Below are 16,680 nucleotides of genomic sequence, written 5' to 3'. Positions count from 1 at the left end.
AGGTCGGGGCCTAGAGCTCGCTCCAGCCGCCCGAGAACGAGAAGTACTGCGCCGTCTGGAAGCGGTTGCTGCCGTCGAGCAGCGAGATCGCGAAGGCGGCAATTTCCTCCATCGTGCCGAGCCGGCCCATGGGTGACTGGTCCATTAGCGGCTTGGCCCAGTCGCCCAGCGTGATCTCGCCGTCGGTGGCGGCATCCGGCGGCGCATAGGGAAAGCCCGCGGTTATCGCGTTCTTCGATCCCAAGGCGTTGATCTGGATGCCCTCGGCCGCGTGCTCCAGCGCCACCGCGCGGACGAGGAAGTTCTGCCCGGCGCGCGCCGCGCCGTAGAGCGACCAGCCCGCTTCGGGGCGTGCGCCCGAATCGCTGGTGAAGACCAGGATCTGTCCGCCGCTTTCGCGCCCGTTGGCCTGCATGGCCGGGATCACGGCGCGCAGGATGTGGCTGGTCGTCTCGAGAAATGGGCCCATTGCGGCGATATGCTCGCGCGGCGCATCGAGCAGTCGGCCGCGGATCGAGCCGACGCTGCTGCCGAACGGCGGGATCAGCGCTGCCGCGTCGAGCCGCCCGAACCGCGCGAGCGTGCGCTCGACGAGGATATGCGCGCCCTCCGGCATTCCGCTGGAACGCGGCCCTTCGAGCGGCACCTCGTCCGCATCGATGACCTCTACCGAGGCCCCGAGGCTCAGGAGCTCCGCGACCATGCCCTCGCGCGGGGCGTGGACGACGAGGTCGTGCCCGGACCGTGCCAGCCGGCGCGCGAGGCTGGGGTTGGCCAGGCCCCCGGCATGCTGGAGCAGCGCCACGCGGCGTGTCGTCATATCCTCTCCCGTCAATCGTTGACGAAGAGGATCGACGACAACCGCGCGAAGCGCAATCTCAGTCCGCGATTCTGGCCGCGATCAGCCCGTGATTCCCGCGGCGGCGAGCACTGCCAGGGTCAGCACGTCGGGCGCGATTGCGGTCATCGGGGCGATCTGGACGGGCTTTTCCATGCCGATCAGCATCGGCCCGATCGTGGTGTTGCCGCCCAGTTCGCGCAGCAGCTTGGCCGAGATGTTGGCCGACTGCAGCCCCGGCATGACGAGTACGTTCGCCGGTGCCGACAGGCGCGAGAACGGATAGTTCTTCATGATGTTGGGGTTGAGCGCCGCGTCGGGAGCAAGGTCGCCCTCGTATTCGAAGCCCGGGTTCTGTGCGTCGAGGATCGTCACCGCGTCGCGGATGTTGTCGAGCCAGCGCCCGGCCGGATTGCCGAAGGTCGAGAACGAGAGGAAGGCGACGCGCGGCTCGTGGCCCAGCCGGCGCGCGACCGCGGCGGTCTCGGTCGCGATATGCGCGAGGTCTTCCGCCGAGGGCCGCTCGTTGATCGTCGTATCGGCGATGAACACCGTGTTGTTCTTGGCGATCGTCAGGTGGATGCCGAAAGGCAGCGCGCCTTCCTTCGGGTCGAGCACCTGGCGCACTTCGCGCACCGTCTGCGAGAACGGCCGCGTGACGCCCGAGATCATCGCATCGCCGTGGCCGAGTGCGACGAGCAGCGAGGCGAAGACGTTGCGATCCTGGTTGACCATGCGGCGCACGTCGCGCTCCATGAAGCCACGGCGCTGCAGGCGCTCATAGAGGTATGCGACCATCGCCGGCACATGCGACGAGGTGGTCGAATTGTGGATCTCGAAGCTGTCGGGATTGCTGATGCCCAGCTCGAGCAGCTTGTCGGTGACCGCCTGGGTGCGACCGACGAGTACCGGGACACCATAGCCGAAGTCGCGGAACTGGATCGCCGCGCGCAGCACGACGTCTTCTTCAGCCTCGGCGAATACCACGCGCTTGGGGTTCTCCTTGGCCTGGGCATAGACGTTGGTCAGCACCGAGGTCGTCGGGTTGAGTCGCGCCTTCAGGCTGAGACGATAGGCGTCGAAATCCTCGATCGGCTTCTGCGCCACGCCCGAATCCATTGCCGCCTTGGCGACAGCCGAGGAGACGACTTCCATCAGCCGCGGGTCAAACGGAGCGGGGATGATGTAGTCGGCGCCGAACTGATGGTTCTTGCCATAGGCGGCGGCGACTTCCTCGGGCACCTGCTTGCGTGCCAGTTCGGCGATCGCGTTGGCAGCGGCGATCTTCATCTCTTCGTTGATCGCGGTTGCCCGCACGTCGAGCGCGCCGCGGAAGATGAAGGGGAAGCCCAGCACGTTGTTGACCTGGTTGGGATAGTCCGACCGGCCCGTGGCGACGATGGCATCGGGGCGCACCGCCTTGGCATCGGGCGGCGTGATTTCGGGATCGGGATTGGCCATCGCGAAGATGATCGGCTGCCTGGCCATGTCCTTGACCATGTCCTGCGTCACCGCGCCCTTGGCCGAGAGGCCGAGGAAGATGTCGGCGCCGACGAGCGCTTCCTTCAGCGTGCGCTTGTCGGTGTCGATCGCATGGGCGGACTTGAACTGGTCGACGCCTTCGCGGCCCTTGTAGATCACGCCCTTGGTGTCGCAGACGGTCACGTTCTCGTGCCGCACGCCCATCGACTTGATCAGCGCGGTGCAGGCCAGCGCCGAAGCGCCGGCGCCGTTGACCACGACCTTGACGTCCTCGAACTTGCGCCCGGTGATGAAGCAGGCGTTGACCAGGCCGGCGGCGGCGATGATCGCCGTGCCGTGCTGATCGTCGTGCATCACGGGGATCTTCATCCGCTCGCGCAGCGTCTGCTCGATGATGAAGCACTCGGGCGCCTTGATGTCCTCGAGGTTGATGCCGCCGAACGTCGGTTCCATCATCGCGATGGCCTCGATCAGCGCATCGGTGTCTTCGCTGGCCAGCTCGATGTCGATCGAATCGACGTCGGCGAAGCGCTTGAACAGCACCGCCTTGCCTTCCATGACGGGCTTCGAGGCGAGCGCGCCGAGATTGCCCATGCCGAGGATCGCGGTGCCGTTGGAGATGACGGCGACCAGATTGCCCTTGGCGGTGTAATCATAAGCGGTGGCCGGATCGTCGTAGATCGCCTGGACCGGCACGGCGACGCCGGGCGAATAAGCCAGGCTCAGGTCGCGCTGGGTCGCCATCGGCTTCGAGGCGATGATCTCGATCTTACCCGGGCGGATGGTCTTGTGGTAGAACAGCGCCTCGCGCTCGGTGAAGCGAACGTTGCTTTCGTCGGACAATGGATGTCTCCCCGTTTCACCTGACGCCCTAACCAAACTCGGCGCGACGCGATAGGGGAAAGCTTGTTTCTCCGACGTTCCGAATCATGTCTTTGGCGGCTAACGCTGCGCAGATGCACGGCCAGCAGCCCGCCAGTGCCGTCACCCCGATGATGGCCCAGTACCTCGCCCTTAAGGCCGAGGCGCAGGACTGCCTGCTGTTCTACCGGATGGGCGACTTCTTCGAACTGTTCTTCGATGACGCCAAGACGGCAGCCCAGGTGCTCGACATCGCGCTGACCAGCCGAGGCGAGCATGCCGGGGCGCCGATCCCGATGTGCGGCGTGCCGGTCCATTCGGCCGAGGGCTATCTGGCGCGGCTGATCAAGGCCGGTTGCCGCGTGGCCATCGCCGAGCAGGTCGAGACGCCCGAGGAAGCCAAGAAGCGCGGCGGTTCCAAGGCGCTGGTCGCGCGCGACATCGTCCGATTCGTCACGGCGGGTACTCTCACCGAAGAAGCCCTGCTCGAACCGCGCCGGGCCAATGTGCTGGCGGCGTTCTGCGAGATCCGTGGCCTCGTCGGCATCGCCGCATGCGACATCTCGACCGGCCGCATGGAGCTCGAGGAATGCGCGCCCGACCGGATCGGCGCGGCACTGGCGCGGGTGGGGGCGAGCGAGATCGTCGTGCCCGATGGCTGGCCGGAAGCGCCTCTGGATGCAATCCCGCGGCCGGGGCGCGATTTCGCCAGCGACGGCGGCGAGGCGCGGCTCAAGGCTGTGCACGGAGTCGCGACGCTTGACGGCTTCGGCAGCTTCACGCGGGCGATGCTGGCGGCCGCGGGCGGACTCGTCGCCTATCTAGACCACGTCGGGCGCGGCGCTTTGCCGCTACTGCTGCCACCGGCGCTGCGCACGGGCGCGGCGCATCTGGCGATGGACGAGGCGACGCGTTCCAGCCTCGAAATCCTCGCCTCCAGCCAGGGCGGTCGGCGCGGCAGCCTGATCGACGCGATCGATCGCTGCGTTACTGGCGCGGGCGCGCGCCAACTCGCCGAAGACCTCTCGGCGCCGCTGACCGATGTCCAGGCGATCTCCGAGCGGCTGGAACTGGTCGGCTGGCTGCACCGTGATGCCTTGCTGCGCGAGGATCTGCGCGCCGTGCTGCGCGCAGCGCCCGATGTCGGCCGTGCGCTGGGGCGTGTCGTCGCCGGCCGTGGGAGCCCGCGCGATCTCGGTCAGCTGCGCGACGGCCTGTCCGAAGCGCGGCGCGTGCGCGATCACCTGCTGCGGCTCGGCGACCGGCCGGTACTGCTCGAACGGCTGCTGCCCAGCCTCGGCGGACACGGTGCGCTGACCGATCTCTATGCCCGCGCTCTGGTTCCTTCGCCGCCGACCGAGCGCGGGCAGGGGGGTTATATCGCCGAGGGTTACGACGCGGCGCTGGACGCACTGCGCGATACGTCGAGCCATTCGCGCCGCGCCATCGCCGCGCTCGAAGCCAAATACCGCGACGAGACCGGCATCGCAGCGCTCAAGATCAAGCACAACGGCGTGCTCGGTTACTTCATCGAGGTTCCGGCCAAGCACGGCGACGCGCTGATGCGGCCCGACAGCGGTTTCACCCACCGCCAGACGATGGCCGGCGCGGTGCGCTTCAATGCCCTGGCGCTGCACGAGGAAGCGAGCCGCATCGCCGAGGCAGGCGGCCACGCGCTGGCAGCCGAAGAAGCCCATTTCGAGGAACTGGTCGCCGCCGCGGTTGCCTCGCGCCATGCCATCGCTGCGACGGCCGAGGCCCTGGCGCGGATCGACGTATCCGCCGGGCAGGCCGAGCGCGCAGCCGAAGGTGGCTGGGTGCGGCCCGAGATCGTCGAGCACGCCTGCCTGGAGATCGAAGGCGGCCGGCATCCGGTGGTCGAATCGGCGCTGGGCGTGAAGGGCGAGCGTTTCGTCGCCAACGATTGCCGGCTCTCTGCGGACGACCGGCTGTGGCTGGTCGGCGGCCCCAACATGGGCGGCAAGTCCACCTTCCTGCGGCAGAACGCGCTGATCGTGCTGCTGGCTCAGGCGGGCGGTTTCGTCCCTGCCCTCGGCGCGAAGATCGGCCTGGTCGACCGCCTGTTCAGCCGGGTCGGCGCTTCGGACAACCTCGCGCGCGGGCGTTCGACTTTCATGGTCGAGATGGTCGAGACCGCGGCGATCCTCAGCCAGGCGACCGAGCGCAGCTTCGTCATCCTCGACGAGGTCGGGCGCGGCACTTCGACCTATGATGGATTGGCGCTGGCTTGGGCGGTGGTCGAGGCGGTGCACAACGCCAACCGTTGCCGGTGCCTCTTCGCGACGCACTACCACGAGCTCGCCCGGCTGGCCGAGAGCTGCGAGGCGCTCTCGCTGCACCACGTTCGCGCGCGCGAGTGGAAGGGCGAACTGGTGCTGCTGCACGAACTCGCTGAGGGAGCTGCCGATCGGAGCTATGGCCTGGCCGTGGCGCGCCTCGCCGGTGTGCCCCAGCCGGTACTTTCGCGGGCAAAGACCGTGCTCGACCGGCTGGAGAAGGGCCGCGCCGAAACCGGCGGACTGGCGGCGGGGCTAGGCGATCTGCCCCTGTTTGCCGCTGCCTTCGAGGCGGATTCGGAAAAGCTCGACACCATCCGCGAGCGGCTGAACGGGCTCGACGTCGATGCTCTGAGCCCGCGCGAGGCGCTCGAGCTGCTTTATGAATTGAAGCGCGAGGCAGGCACGGATCATTAACCGAGCCGCGCTATGCTTCCGCGCATGTTCGGTCCCCGGATCACCACCGTCTTCCGCAGCCGCTGGCGCGCGGTCTGGTTCGTGCTGAGCGTCGTCGCCGGCGCCTACTGGTCGATCCCGCGGCAGGGTGAGGACGATGGCGTGGACCAGAAAAAGGCGGCCGAGGCCGTCGCGACGATGATGGGACAGCCGGCGCAGACGGCGCAGGGCGAGCACCACGTCAATCCTTGGGCGAAGACCTCACACTGATCGAGGATCAGTCTTCCTCGCCGTCCTCGCCGTACATGTCATCCTCGTCGTCATCGTTGCGCTCGCCACGGTAGGCGTCGTTATCGATGCGGCCGCTGCGGACCATCTGGTTCATGTGGTCGACGAGATCCTCGACATCGTCGCTGTCCTCGCCGGTCGAGACTTTCTCGGTGTCGTCGAGGCCGAAGTCGTCCGAGGAGCGGCCCAGCGCCTCGTCGGCGAAAGTCTGGGCCTGGCTATCCTCGTCGTCCTGCTCGGAGTTCTGGTTCTCCGGGGCGAGCTCTTCCGTCTGGTCGTCCTCGCCCTTGAAACGGGAAGAACTGGCGAACTTCTTGGGACCTTCGGTCATGCGCGCATCTCCTTTGCCGGTTCAACGAGCCGGCAAAGGGAGCGTTCCCGTCAGCGCGTGGGAACGGGCTTTTCGCCGGTATAGTCGTAGAAGCCGCGACCGACCTTGCGGCCGATCCAGCCGGCTTCGACATATTTTACCAGAAGCGGGGCCGGGCGGTACTTGGAATCGCCGGTGGTCGCGTAGAGCACCTTGATGATCTCGAACAGCGTGTCGAGCCCGACGAAATCGGCCAGCGTCAGCGGGCCCATCGGGTGGTTGAGGCCGATATGGCAGCCCTTGTCGATGTCCTCGATCGAACCCATGCCCGCGCCGAGCACGAAGATCGCCTCGTTGAGCATGGGGCAGAGGATGCGGTTGACGACGAAGCCCGGCTCGTCGCCGGCCAGCACGACTTCCTTCTTGAGGCTCTCGGCGAAAGCGCGCGCCTTGGCCGTGGTCTCGGCCGAGGTCGGCAGGCCGGGAATGATCTCTATCAGGCCCATGACGGGGACCGGATTGAAGAAGTGCATGCCGATGAAGCGCGAGGGATCGGGCACGCGCGCGGCCATGCGGGTGATCGGGATCGAGCTGGTGTTCGAGGCGAGGATGGCATCGGCCTTGAGGTGCTTCACCACCTCTTCGAAGATCTTGTGCTTGATCTCCTCGCGCTCGGTCGCGGCTTCGATGATGATGTCGGCTTCGCTCAGCGGGGCATATTCGCCGACGGGGGTGATGCGCGAGAGCACGGTCTTGGCTTCGGCCGCATCGAGCTTGCCGCGTCCGACCAGCTTGTCGAGCGTCTTGGCGATGGTGCCCTTGCCCTTCTCGGCGATCTCCAGCGAGATGTCGGTCAGCAGCACCTGGTGGCCGAATTGCGCGGAAGTCTGGGCGATGCCCTGGCCCATCATGCCCGCACCGATCACGCCAACGATACTCATTTCACACAATCCTTCGCAGATGCAGCAAAGCGCGACGATTTAGCGCCGCGGCGAGGGCTTGGCTAGGGCCTGACCTAGCGGTTTTGTCCCGGAACCCACAGAACGTCGCCCGAGCTGGCAGAATTGATAGCCCTGGCGAGCACAAACAGGAAATCCGACAGCCGATTGACATAGGCCAATGCTGCCGGGTTGATCGGCGTTTCGGCCGCCAGTGCGGTCATGGCCCGCTCTGCCCGCCGCGTTGCCGCGCGCGCGACGTGCACGCGCGCCGCCGCCTCGCTGCCGCCGGGCAGGATGAAGCTGGTCAGCGGGGGCAGGTCCTCGTTGAGCGCATCGATTGCCGTCTCGATCCAGGTGGCCTGGCCGGGTACGATCCGCAGCATCATCTCGGACGGGGCGAAGTCCTCGCCGGGCGTCGCGAGGTCTGCGCCGAGATCGAACAGGTCGTTCTGGATGCGCGTCAGCGTTGCGGCGTGAGGACTGTCGGAAAGCGCGCAGATGGCCAGACCGATGCTACTGTTCGCCTCGTCTACGGAGCCGATCGCTTCCATCCGCGCGGCGTGCTTGGGCAGCCGGGAACCATCGACCAGGCCCGTCGTGCCGGCGTCTCCGGTGCGCGTGTAGATCTTGTTGAGCTTGACCACTTGGACGGGTCTAAGGGCTAGCGCCCACCGCCCGTTACCGCGAGCAGGATCACCACGACGGCGACGGCCGCGCCCTGGTACTTGATGCGCGCCCACATCATCTTGTTCTGCTGCATCTGCAGCCGCAGCGCGCCTTCGGGATCGAGGTTGCCGTCGATCGTCTGGCGGAAGGCGTTGAGGCCCTTGAGCAGGCTGAACAGCGTCATGCCCATGAGGCCGACGAGCACGAGAATGAGAACGTAGATCATGACGGTTTATGTAAGCCTTCATCGAGCGAAATGCCAGCAGGGAAGCGATGCGCACGCAGGTCCGCCGCGAGGGCCGGGCCGTCCTCGCCGGCGCGGCGGCGGTCGGCCAGCGAGGCCGAGCCGCGCCGCTTGGCGAGCTTGCGGCCGTCGGGCTCGACCAGCAGGCCGTGGTGGTGCCAGGTGGGTACCGGCAGGGCGAGCAGCGCCTGCAGCAGCCGGTGAACGTGGCTTGCGGCGAAGAGATCCATGCCGCGCGTGACCAGTGTCACGCCGTCCGCGGCATCGTCGAGCGTCGCGGCGAGGTGGTAGCTCGCGGGCGCATCCCGGCGCAGCAAAACGACGTCGCCGAACAGCTCGGGCGCGGCGCGCTGGGGGCCGCCGCGTTCGTCGATCCATTCGAGTGGGCCGGCCAGCGCCGTCGCCTGCGCCATGTCGATCCGCCAGGCCGCCCCGGCGGGATCTAAGTCGCGGTGGCGGCAGGTGCCCGGATAGACCGGTCCGTCGGGACCCATCGTGCCGGCCGCTGCGGCAATCTCGGCGCGCGTGCACTGGCAGGGATAGAGCAGACCCATTGCCTTGAGCCGCTCGCCCGCCGCGGCATAGCTGTCCAGCCGTGCCGACTGGAACACCGCCTCGCCGTCCCATTCGAGGCCCAGCCAGGTGAGGTCGGCGAATTCTTCCTCCACCAGCTCAGGCCGGCTGCGCGTGCCGTCGATGTCCTCGATGCGCAGCAGGAAAGCGCCGCCGCGTGCCCGCGCCAGGTCGTGCGCCACCAGCGCGGCATAGGCGTGGCCGAGATGCAGCGAGCCGTTCGGGCTGGGAGCGAAGCGCGTGATTGGGCGAGTGACGAGGCGGGGGCGGGTCAGGGTGAGCTCGGGGTTCGCGGCTGTGGATTTAGCCTGCCCTAAACACTTGACGGCAAAACGCCCAGCATGTTGATTATCACGCATGAGCTGCCATGAAACCGCAACAGCCGCCTGCGACAGGAGGCCATGCTCAAGTCGGAGCTGATCGAGCGCGCGGCCCGGTTCCGCAGCGCGGGGGATGACCCCTCCCGGCATTTGTCGCATTGTCCCGCGCTCGTGCTCAATGCGGACTACACGCCGCTCTCCTACTACCCGCTCAGCCTCTGGCCTTGGCAGACCGCGATCAAGGCGATCTTCCTCGAACGGGTGGATATCGTCGCCAGCTACGAACGCGTGGTTCATTCGCCGAGCTGGTCGATGCAGGTTCCCTCGGTGATCGCGCTCAGGCAGTTCGTGAAGCCGAGCGAGTTCCCGGCCTTCACCCGCTTCAACGTCTTCCTGCGCGACCGGTTCAGCTGCCAGTATTGCGGCAGTCCGCAGCACCTGACTTTCGACCACGTCGTCCCACGCCGGCTCGGCGGCAAGACGAGCTGGGAAAACGTGGCCACGGCCTGCGCGCCCTGCAACATGCGCAAGGGCGGTCGCACCCCCAGGCAGGCGCATATGCCGCTGCTGATCGATCCGATCCGCCCGACGAGCTGGCAGTTGCAGGAACGCGGCCGGGCCTTCCCGCCCAACTACCTGCACGAGACGTGGCGGGACTGGCTCTATTGGGACATCGAGCTGGAGGCTTGAGGGGCCATGTCTGCTCCGAAACAGTTCGTTCCCCCCTTGCGCACGTGACGGCAGCGGTTAAGCGATCTCACTAACGGGCAAGGGTGGGCAGCAGCGGGCATGCTGATCGGTATCGATCTGGGGACGACGAACAGCGCCGTGGCGATCTGGCGCGACGGTCGATCTGAACTGGTTCCCAATGCGCTGGGCCAGCTGTTGACGCCGTCCGCGGTCAGCATCGAGAAGGACGGCACGAGCTATGTCGGCTCGGCGGCGCTCGACCGCCTGGCAACGCATACGGCCGATACGGCGACCAGCTTCAAGCGCTTGATGGGAACCGACCGGGTGACGCGCCTCGGCGGCAAGGACTGGCGCGCCGAGGACCTGTCCGCCTTCGTGCTGATGGCCTTGCGCGATGACGTCGCTGCCCATGTCGGCGACATGCCCAGCGAGGCCGTGATCACGGTGCCGGCCTATTTCAACGATCGTCAGCGCAAGGCGACACGCCGCGCCGGCGAACTAGCCGGCCTTACCGTCAGGCGTCTGATCAACGAGCCGACGGCAGCGGCGCTGGCCTTCGGTCTGCAGGATCAGGGAGACCGCGAGCCATTCCTGGTCTTCGATCTCGGCGGGGGGGACTTTCGACGTTTCGGTGGTCGAGAAGTTCGAGGGCATCGTCGAGGTGCGCGCGTCGGCGGGCGACAACCGCCTCGGCGGCGACGATTTCGATGTCGCACTCGTGGCGATGATGCAGGGGCGGATCGATCCCGAAGGCGCGCTTGCGGCGGTACCGGTCGAGCGCCGCAATGCCCTGCTGCAACTCGCCGCCGAGCAGGCGCGTCGCCGGCTGAGCGAGACCGATAGCACCGAGTTTGCGGTGACCGCGCTCGACCGCCGCTTCGCCGCGGATGTCACAGCAGCCGATCTCGAGGCCGCCTGCGACGCACTGCTTCGCCGCTTGCGAGAGCCTGTAGTGCGGGCGTTGCGTGATTGTTCGCTAGACGCTGCCGGGCTCAGCGAGATCGTTCTCGTAGGAGGCGCGACGCGTATGCCGGCGGTTCGCCGGGCCGTTACCCGAATGTTCGGGCGTTTCCCCAATTCCTCGGTTCATCCCGACCACGCGGTGGCGCTGGGAGCTGCCGTCCAGGCGGGCCTGCTCGCGCGCGACGAAGCGCTCGAGGAAATTCGGATCAGCGACGTTTCGCCCTTCACTCTTGGCGTCGATCATGCCGAGCGCGATGCCGGCGGCACGTTTCATCACGGTCTGTTTTCGCCGATTATCGAGCGCAACACGCCGGTGCCCGTCAGCCGGGTGCAGTCCTACAGGACCTTGGCGGACAACCAGGCAAAGCTTGAATTCAGCATCTACCAAGGCGAAGCGCGCGAGGTTTCAGGCAATATCAAGCTGGGCACGATCACGGTGCCGGTGCCACCCCGCCCGGCAGGCGAGGTCCATGCCGACGTACGCTTCAGCTATGATAGCAGCGGCCTGCTTGAAGTGGATGTCAGCGTGCCGCTGACCGGTGTCACCCGCAACGTCGTGATCGTCGACGAGGATGACCGCAGGGATCGCAAGGAGCTCGAACAAAGGCGCGAAGCCCTCGCCAAGCTCAAGTTCCATCCTCGCGAAGAGGCCGAGAGCGTCGCGCTGATGGCACGGGCCGAACGTTGCTACGAAGGCTTCCTTGGCGAGCAACGGCGAATCGTGGGCCAATGGATCACCGAATTCGCCGGCGCGCTCGACCGTCAGGATCCGCGCCTGATCGCAGAAGCCCGCACATTGCTGGCTGCGAACCTCGATGCAATCGAGGGGCGGGATCCGCTATGAATTTGGGGGAGGCTTGGCGCAGGCTCGGCATTCCCCGAACCGCCGAAACAGGGGCGATTCGCCGCGCCTATGCGACGCGCCTCAAGGCCATGGACGTCGATGAGGACGTGCATGGTTATACGCAGTTGCGCGATGCGCGCGACATTGCCCTGGTTTGGGCCGGCAGGCAGGCCGCAGCGGTTGATCCCATTTCCGATCCGCTCCCACCTGAGCAACTGGCTGCATCGGGCGATGACGTCGCAACGCCGGCGCCTTGGCCCTATGCCGCGCCGGCGATCACGCATGCGTGTGACGCGCCGGTCGTTGCACGATTGGCCCCCGATGCCGGGCGCTATGAACCCTGGCCTGTAGCCGCCCTTGCGCAGAGAGTGGAGGAGGGCGACGCGCCGCGGATCGGCCAGCCTCTTCTGGCACCGCCCTTAAAGCACCGGACAGATGGCGCCGGCGTCGTGCAGTCGGATCGGGGCCGGGATGCGGCGCTTTATGCATTGCTGTTGGGCGACGATGCCGATTTGATCGAGCCGTTAAATGCCGTGGAGCAGGCGCGAGCGCTCGAACACCTGCAGGCCGTCCTGCGCCAGGCGGCGTTGAGCGATCTCACCCGACAGGACAATATCGAGCTCTGGCTTGCCGAGACGCTGTCGCAGGCATGGCCTCGTTCGGCGCCGCTGCTCGAGCCCGCTGCCGCAGCGTTCAACTGGGAGAACGAAGCCGGCAAGCTCGGCGAGCGTCCGGCGATGGGCTTTCTCGTCGCCAGGCTGCGCGGGCTGCGCTTCCACGAGCGCGTGCTCGATCCCGGGCATCAGTACCACAAGGCCTGGATGGAGCTCTCGAAGCCCGGGCCGGCCGGCGTGTTCAAGCGCCTGCGTGTCGCGGGCGGAGACGTGCGGCAATTGCTCGAAGGCGTCCGCAAGCATTTTCCTGAACTTGAACACCATCTCGATCCGCAGCGGGTCTATTCCTGGGAATCGCCGAGCCTTGGATCGGGATCGCAGGGTTGGTCGATCAGATGGCGCTTCAGAGGGTGGTGGTTCGGCAGCATCATCGCCTTTCAGATCCTCATGGCCATCGTTCGCTCGATGGGGAGCAGCGATGAGGTGCCCGCGACGCCCCCTCTGCCGATTGTTTCCACTTATGAGGATCAGGTAGCCGACGCCACGTTGCTGGACAACCTGGCAGCCGATCTGTTCGGCCCAGGCATGACGCTCGCGCGCGTCGCGGAAGCCGATCCCGAGCTGGCCGCAACGATCCGCGCCAACCTGCAGATCGCTCGTCGCGCCAGCAACAGCGACGACGATTTCCGGCACAGTATCGCCAACCTCGTGCGGGGCCGCGTCTATGAGGTCGGGCAGGCAGCGGGCGGTAGCGACCTCGCCGCGGCGATGCGGCTCCGGCTGGGCTATCTAAAGGCGCTGCAGGCGCTGGGGCCGGGGACCTGCATGAGCTTGTACCGTACAGCTGCGCTCGATCCGCGCGTTTCGCTGCCCGAGCCTCTTCATGCGCAAGAGCAAAAGCTTGCTGCAGCCCTGCTTGAGCAAAGGCGGCTCGCACTGCCCAAGCCTCGCGGCGGTTTCAACGCGCGAATACCGGGTGCGATCATCGAACGTGTGCAAACCAGCACGGGCCTGTCTTTGCCGACTATCAAGTTGGCGCTGCAGAACGAGGGGAATGACGCGGATCGTTGCACGGTCATGACAGCATTGCTTGCGGCTACGCTCGACTGGAAGGGTCAGGAAAAAGAGCCAATCCTCCATACCCTTTGAAGCGTCTCAGGCCGCCAAAACCGCCACTGTCGCCCTCAAAATCCGCGCCGCGTCGCCCGGCGCCAGCCGCACCTGCAGCCCGCGCTGCCCGCCGTTGATGAACACGTAGGGCTCGGCCAGCGCGGCTTCCTCGATCAGTACCGGCACCTTGCGCATCTGGCCGAAGGGGCTGATGCCGCCGACCTTGTAGCCGGTCAGTCGTTCGGCGTCGGCGGGTTTCATCATCTCGGCTGACTTGCCGTGGCAGGCGGCGGCGAGTCTCTTCATCGCCACTTCGCGGTTCGACGGGACGATCGCGCAGACGGGCTTGCCGTCGATCTTGGTCATCAGCGTCTTGAGCACGCGCGCCGGATCCTCGCCCAGCGCGTCGGCCGCAGCGAGGCCGATGGAATCGGCATTCGGATCATAGTCATATGCGTGGACGGTGAATTCGACGCCGGCCTTTCCGAGTGCCAGCGTCGCGCGGGTCGCCCTGGCCATCAACCGCCGCTCCGCAATCGCGTTCGCCGGTCGACCGTGGCGGTGACGGCGACGTCCATCGTCACGTTGCCAACCGTGCGCATGACGTCGGGCAGCATCTCGACCGCGACGAGCAGCGCCAGCGGTTCGAGCGGCACGCCCATGGCCAGCGCGATCGGGCCAGTCGAGGCGATGAAGCTGATCGTGCCGGGCAGCGAGATCGTGCCCCAGGTCGTCACCAGCGCGACGCCGACGCCCGCAGCCATCGTCATCGCGGTGATCGGGGTGTTCGTCAGGTAGGCGACGTAGATCACCACCGCGACGTTCATCGCCGGGCTGGTCGCGCGGAACAGCGCCACTGCAAGTGGCAGGACGAAATCGGCGGTCGCCCGCGCCACGCCCAGCGTCTGGCAGGCGGCGAGCATCGCCGGCAGGCTGGCGAGCGAGCTCTGCGTCGAGAAGGCGACGGTCTGCGAAGGCACGACCGCACGAGCGAAAGCGCCCAACGGCAACCGCCCGCCGACAACCGCTACGAGGTAGCCGCCCAGGAACACCGAGAAGCCCATCGCGGCAACCAACACGATATAGTGCGCGAGAGCCGCGATCACCGCCGAGCCGCTCTGCGCCGCCACGGCGAAAGCCAGGGTGAAGACGCCGACCGGCGCCAGCGCCAGCACCCAGCCGATCACCACCATCATCGCCGCCGCCAGCGCCGCGAAGAAACCCGCCAGCAGGTCGCGCTGCGGCGCGGCCAGTCGCGTCGCCGCCAGGGCGAAGAAGCTGATGAAGACGATGACCGGAACCATGGCGTTCTGTGCGGCGGCTTCGAACACGTTGGCCGGCACCAGCGAGAGCAGGAACTCGGCGAGGCCAGGCACCGTGCCCGGCTCCGCCTTGGCCATGCCGCCCAGCGCCGCGACCGCCTCGCGGGGAACCGGGAAGCTTTCGAGCAGCAGGGGCAGAGCCACCACGGTGAAAAGCGTCCCCGCGGTCAGCACGAGCGCAAAGAGGCCCAGGGTGCGGCGGGCGAGTGCACCGGCCTGCGCCGCGGCGACCGTCTGCACTATCCCGGTGAACAGCAGGGCCGACACCAGCGGCAGGATCGTCATCTGCAAGGCGCGCAGCCAGAGCGTTCCGATCGGCTGCGCGACAGCGAGAAGCGCTGGCTCGATCGCGGTGCCACGCAGCAGCAGCCCCGCCATGAGCCCGCCGGCCAATCCGGCGAAAGTCCAGAGCGCCGGCACGCGGATCTCGGGGAAGCTCGCGGTAGTTTGGTCCGTTTCCGCCATGAATCCCCGTGGTTTCAGGATTGCCGACTTGTCATCTTTTCGACGGCATCACATTAGCTTTCCGCCGCTACATGGCAAATCGAGCGCACAGAACTCCCAGGCGAGACGATTATGGCAAAGCACTACTTCGGCACCGACGGCATTCGCGGGCGCACCAATGCGGGGGTGATGACCGCCGAGGTGGCGATGAAGGTCGGCCAGGCGGCTGGGCGCCGCTTCCTGCGCGGCGATCACCGGCACCGCGTGGTCATCGGCAAGGATACCCGGCTGTCGGGCTATATGCTCGAGAACGCGATGGTCGCGGGCTTCACCAGCGTCGGCATGGATGTCGTGCTGCTCGGGCCGATGCCGACTCCTGCAGTTGCGCTGCTCACGCGCGAGCTGCGCGCCGACGTCGGCGTGATGATCTCGGCCAGCCACAACCCCTACGAGGACAACGGCATCAAGCTGTTCGGGCCCGACGGCTTCAAGCTTTCCGACGAGGACGAGTTCGCCATCGAGGCGATGCTGGCCGAGGACCAGGCGCTGGCGCCGTCCGAGGACATCGGCCGCGCCCGCCGCATCGACGATGCCCGCGGCCGCTACATCCATGCGGTCAAGGGCTCGCTGCCGCATGACGTCCGGCTCGACGGGCTCAAGATCGTCGTCGATTGCGCCAATGGCGCGGCATACCAGGTGGCGCCCTCGGCGCTCTGGGAACTGGGCGCGGAGGTCATCGCCATCGGCGTCGAGCCCAACGGCAAGAACATCAACGACAAGGTGGGCTCGACCCATCTCGACCTCGTCAAGGAAACCGTCGTGGCGAGCGGTGCCGACATCGGCATCGCGCTCGACGGTGACGCCGACCGCCTGATCGTCGTCGACGAGAAGGGCACCACGGTCGACGGCGACCAGATCATGGCGTTGATCGGCAGCGAGCTGGCGGCGCGCGGCGAGCTCAAGGGCGGCGCGGTGGTGGCGACGGTGATGTCGAACCTGGGTCTCGAACGCTATCTGCAGGGCCAGGGGCTCGAACTGCTGCGCAGCAAGGTCGGCGACCGCTATGTGCTCGAACTGATGAAGGAGCGCGGCTGCAACGTCGGCGGCGAGCAATCGGGCCACATGATCCTGCTCGACCATGCGACCACCGGCGACGGCACGATCGCGGCCTTGCAGGTGCTCGCTGCCCTGGTCCGCTCGGGCAAGCGGGCGAGCGAGTTGCTGCACCTGTTCGATCCGGTGCCGCAGCTGCTCAAGAACGTCCGCTTCTCAGGCGGCAAGCCGCTGGACGATGCGCGTGTCCAGGCGGTGATTGCCGATGCCGAGGCTTCGCTCGTGGGCAGGGGCCGGCTGGTGATCCGCCCCTCGGGCACCGAGCCGGTGATCCGTGTCATGGCCGAGGGCGACGACGCCGGCCAGGTCCGGCAGGTTGTCGACGCGATCTGCGCGGCGGTGGCGGAAGCTGCGGCCTGAAGCC

Annotated in this window: 15 protein-coding genes and 1 pseudogene; 7 read left to right on the top strand and 9 right to left on the bottom strand. The window is 67.0% G+C overall.

Features of this window, described 5'->3' with window-relative positions:
- Positions 1–10 precede the first annotated feature (10 nt).
- Both KRR38_RS18495 and KRR38_RS18490 read right to left on the bottom strand, forming a co-directional pair.
- A complete protein-coding gene (locus tag KRR38_RS18495) occupies positions 11–820 on the bottom strand; it encodes an SDR family NAD(P)-dependent oxidoreductase (RefSeq protein WP_217404336.1) in 810 nt (269 codons plus the stop codon).
- Between the two features lie 81 nt (positions 821–901).
- The gene (locus KRR38_RS18490) at positions 902–3,163 is read right to left on the bottom strand and encodes an NADP-dependent malic enzyme (protein WP_217404334.1); all 2,262 of its coding nucleotides are present in this window, start codon (positions 3,161–3,163) and stop codon (positions 902–904) included.
- Between the two features lie 149 nt (positions 3,164–3,312).
- Here KRR38_RS18490 and mutS point away from each other — a divergent pair, with 149 nt between their 5' ends.
- A complete protein-coding gene (mutS, locus tag KRR38_RS18485) occupies positions 3,313–5,895 on the top strand; it encodes a DNA mismatch repair protein MutS (RefSeq protein WP_217407331.1) in 2,583 nt (860 codons plus the stop codon).
- A 12-nt stretch (positions 5,896–5,907) separates the two neighbouring features.
- Positions 5,908–6,144 (top strand): hypothetical protein, encoded by a 237-nt coding sequence (locus tag KRR38_RS18480; RefSeq protein ID WP_217404332.1) that lies wholly within the window; start codon positions 5,908–5,910, stop codon positions 6,142–6,144.
- A gap of 7 nt (positions 6,145–6,151) precedes the next feature.
- On the opposite strand, the gene KRR38_RS18475 is transcribed toward KRR38_RS18480, so the two are convergent.
- From KRR38_RS18475 to gluQRS, 5 genes are all read right to left on the bottom strand, one after another.
- Positions 6,152–6,493: a hypothetical protein gene (locus KRR38_RS18475; protein WP_217404330.1), complete on the bottom strand. Its 342-nt coding sequence runs from the start codon at positions 6,491–6,493 to the stop codon at positions 6,152–6,154.
- A 50-nt stretch (positions 6,494–6,543) separates the two neighbouring features.
- Positions 6,544–7,413: a 3-hydroxyacyl-CoA dehydrogenase family protein gene (locus KRR38_RS18470; protein ID WP_217404328.1), complete on the bottom strand. Its 870-nt coding sequence runs from the start codon at positions 7,411–7,413 to the stop codon at positions 6,544–6,546.
- A gap of 74 nt (positions 7,414–7,487) precedes the next feature.
- Complete coding sequence (locus tag KRR38_RS18465; protein ID WP_217404326.1) at positions 7,488–8,057, bottom strand: cob(I)yrinic acid a,c-diamide adenosyltransferase; 570 nt, start codon at positions 8,055–8,057, stop codon at positions 7,488–7,490.
- Positions 8,058–8,074: 17 nt separating this feature from the next.
- Positions 8,075–8,305 (bottom strand): HIG1 domain-containing protein, encoded by a 231-nt coding sequence (locus tag KRR38_RS18460; protein ID WP_217404324.1) that lies wholly within the window; start codon positions 8,303–8,305, stop codon positions 8,075–8,077.
- Positions 8,302–9,255 (bottom strand): tRNA glutamyl-Q(34) synthetase GluQRS, encoded by a 954-nt coding sequence (gene gluQRS / locus KRR38_RS18455; protein ID WP_217404322.1) that lies wholly within the window; start codon positions 9,253–9,255, stop codon positions 8,302–8,304. The genes KRR38_RS18460 and gluQRS overlap by 4 nt, the downstream gene beginning before the upstream one ends.
- 42 nt (positions 9,256–9,297) lie before the next feature.
- On the opposite strand from gluQRS, the gene KRR38_RS18450 reads away from it, so the two are divergent.
- The 4 genes and pseudogenes from KRR38_RS18450 (at position 9,298) to KRR38_RS18440 (ending at position 13,476) form a co-directional block, all read left to right on the top strand.
- The gene (locus KRR38_RS18450) at positions 9,298–9,906 is read left to right on the top strand and encodes an HNH endonuclease (RefSeq protein WP_217404320.1); all 609 of its coding nucleotides are present in this window, start codon (positions 9,298–9,300) and stop codon (positions 9,904–9,906) included.
- Positions 9,907–10,005: 99 nt separating this feature from the next.
- Positions 10,006–10,467: pseudogene (locus KRR38_RS36240) on the top strand (Hsp70 family protein); the annotation flags it as partial.
- Positions 10,468–10,537: 70 nt separating this feature from the next.
- The gene (locus tag KRR38_RS18445) at positions 10,538–11,713 is read left to right on the top strand and encodes an Hsp70 family protein (protein ID WP_309141082.1); all 1,176 of its coding nucleotides are present in this window, start codon (positions 10,538–10,540) and stop codon (positions 11,711–11,713) included.
- Complete coding sequence (locus tag KRR38_RS18440) at positions 11,710–13,476, top strand: hypothetical protein (protein WP_217404318.1); 1,767 nt, start codon at positions 11,710–11,712, stop codon at positions 13,474–13,476. The genes KRR38_RS18445 and KRR38_RS18440 overlap by 4 nt, the downstream gene beginning before the upstream one ends.
- Before the next feature lie 6 nt (positions 13,477–13,482).
- Here the strand turns inward: KRR38_RS18440 and ybaK are convergent, their stop codons facing one another.
- The gene (gene ybaK / locus KRR38_RS18435; protein WP_217404316.1) at positions 13,483–13,956 is read right to left on the bottom strand and encodes a Cys-tRNA(Pro) deacylase; all 474 of its coding nucleotides are present in this window, start codon (positions 13,954–13,956) and stop codon (positions 13,483–13,485) included.
- Positions 13,956–15,224 (bottom strand): dicarboxylate/amino acid:cation symporter, encoded by a 1,269-nt coding sequence (locus KRR38_RS18430; protein ID WP_217404314.1) that lies wholly within the window; start codon positions 15,222–15,224, stop codon positions 13,956–13,958. Before KRR38_RS18430 ends, ybaK begins: the two co-directional genes overlap by 1 nt.
- A 111-nt stretch (positions 15,225–15,335) precedes the next feature.
- Between KRR38_RS18430 and glmM the strand changes: the two genes are divergently transcribed.
- Positions 15,336–16,676, top strand: coding sequence for a phosphoglucosamine mutase (gene glmM / locus KRR38_RS18425; RefSeq protein WP_217404312.1), 1,341 nt, complete (start codon positions 15,336–15,338; stop codon positions 16,674–16,676).
- Positions 16,677–16,680 lie beyond the last annotated feature (4 nt).

The sequence above is a fragment of the Novosphingobium sp. G106 genome, assembly GCF_019075875.1.
In the GTDB taxonomy this organism is placed as follows: domain Bacteria; phylum Pseudomonadota; class Alphaproteobacteria; order Sphingomonadales; family Sphingomonadaceae; genus Novosphingobium.
Note: the sequence above shows the minus strand (reverse complement) of the source record. Positions and strands in the feature narration are given on the sequence as shown.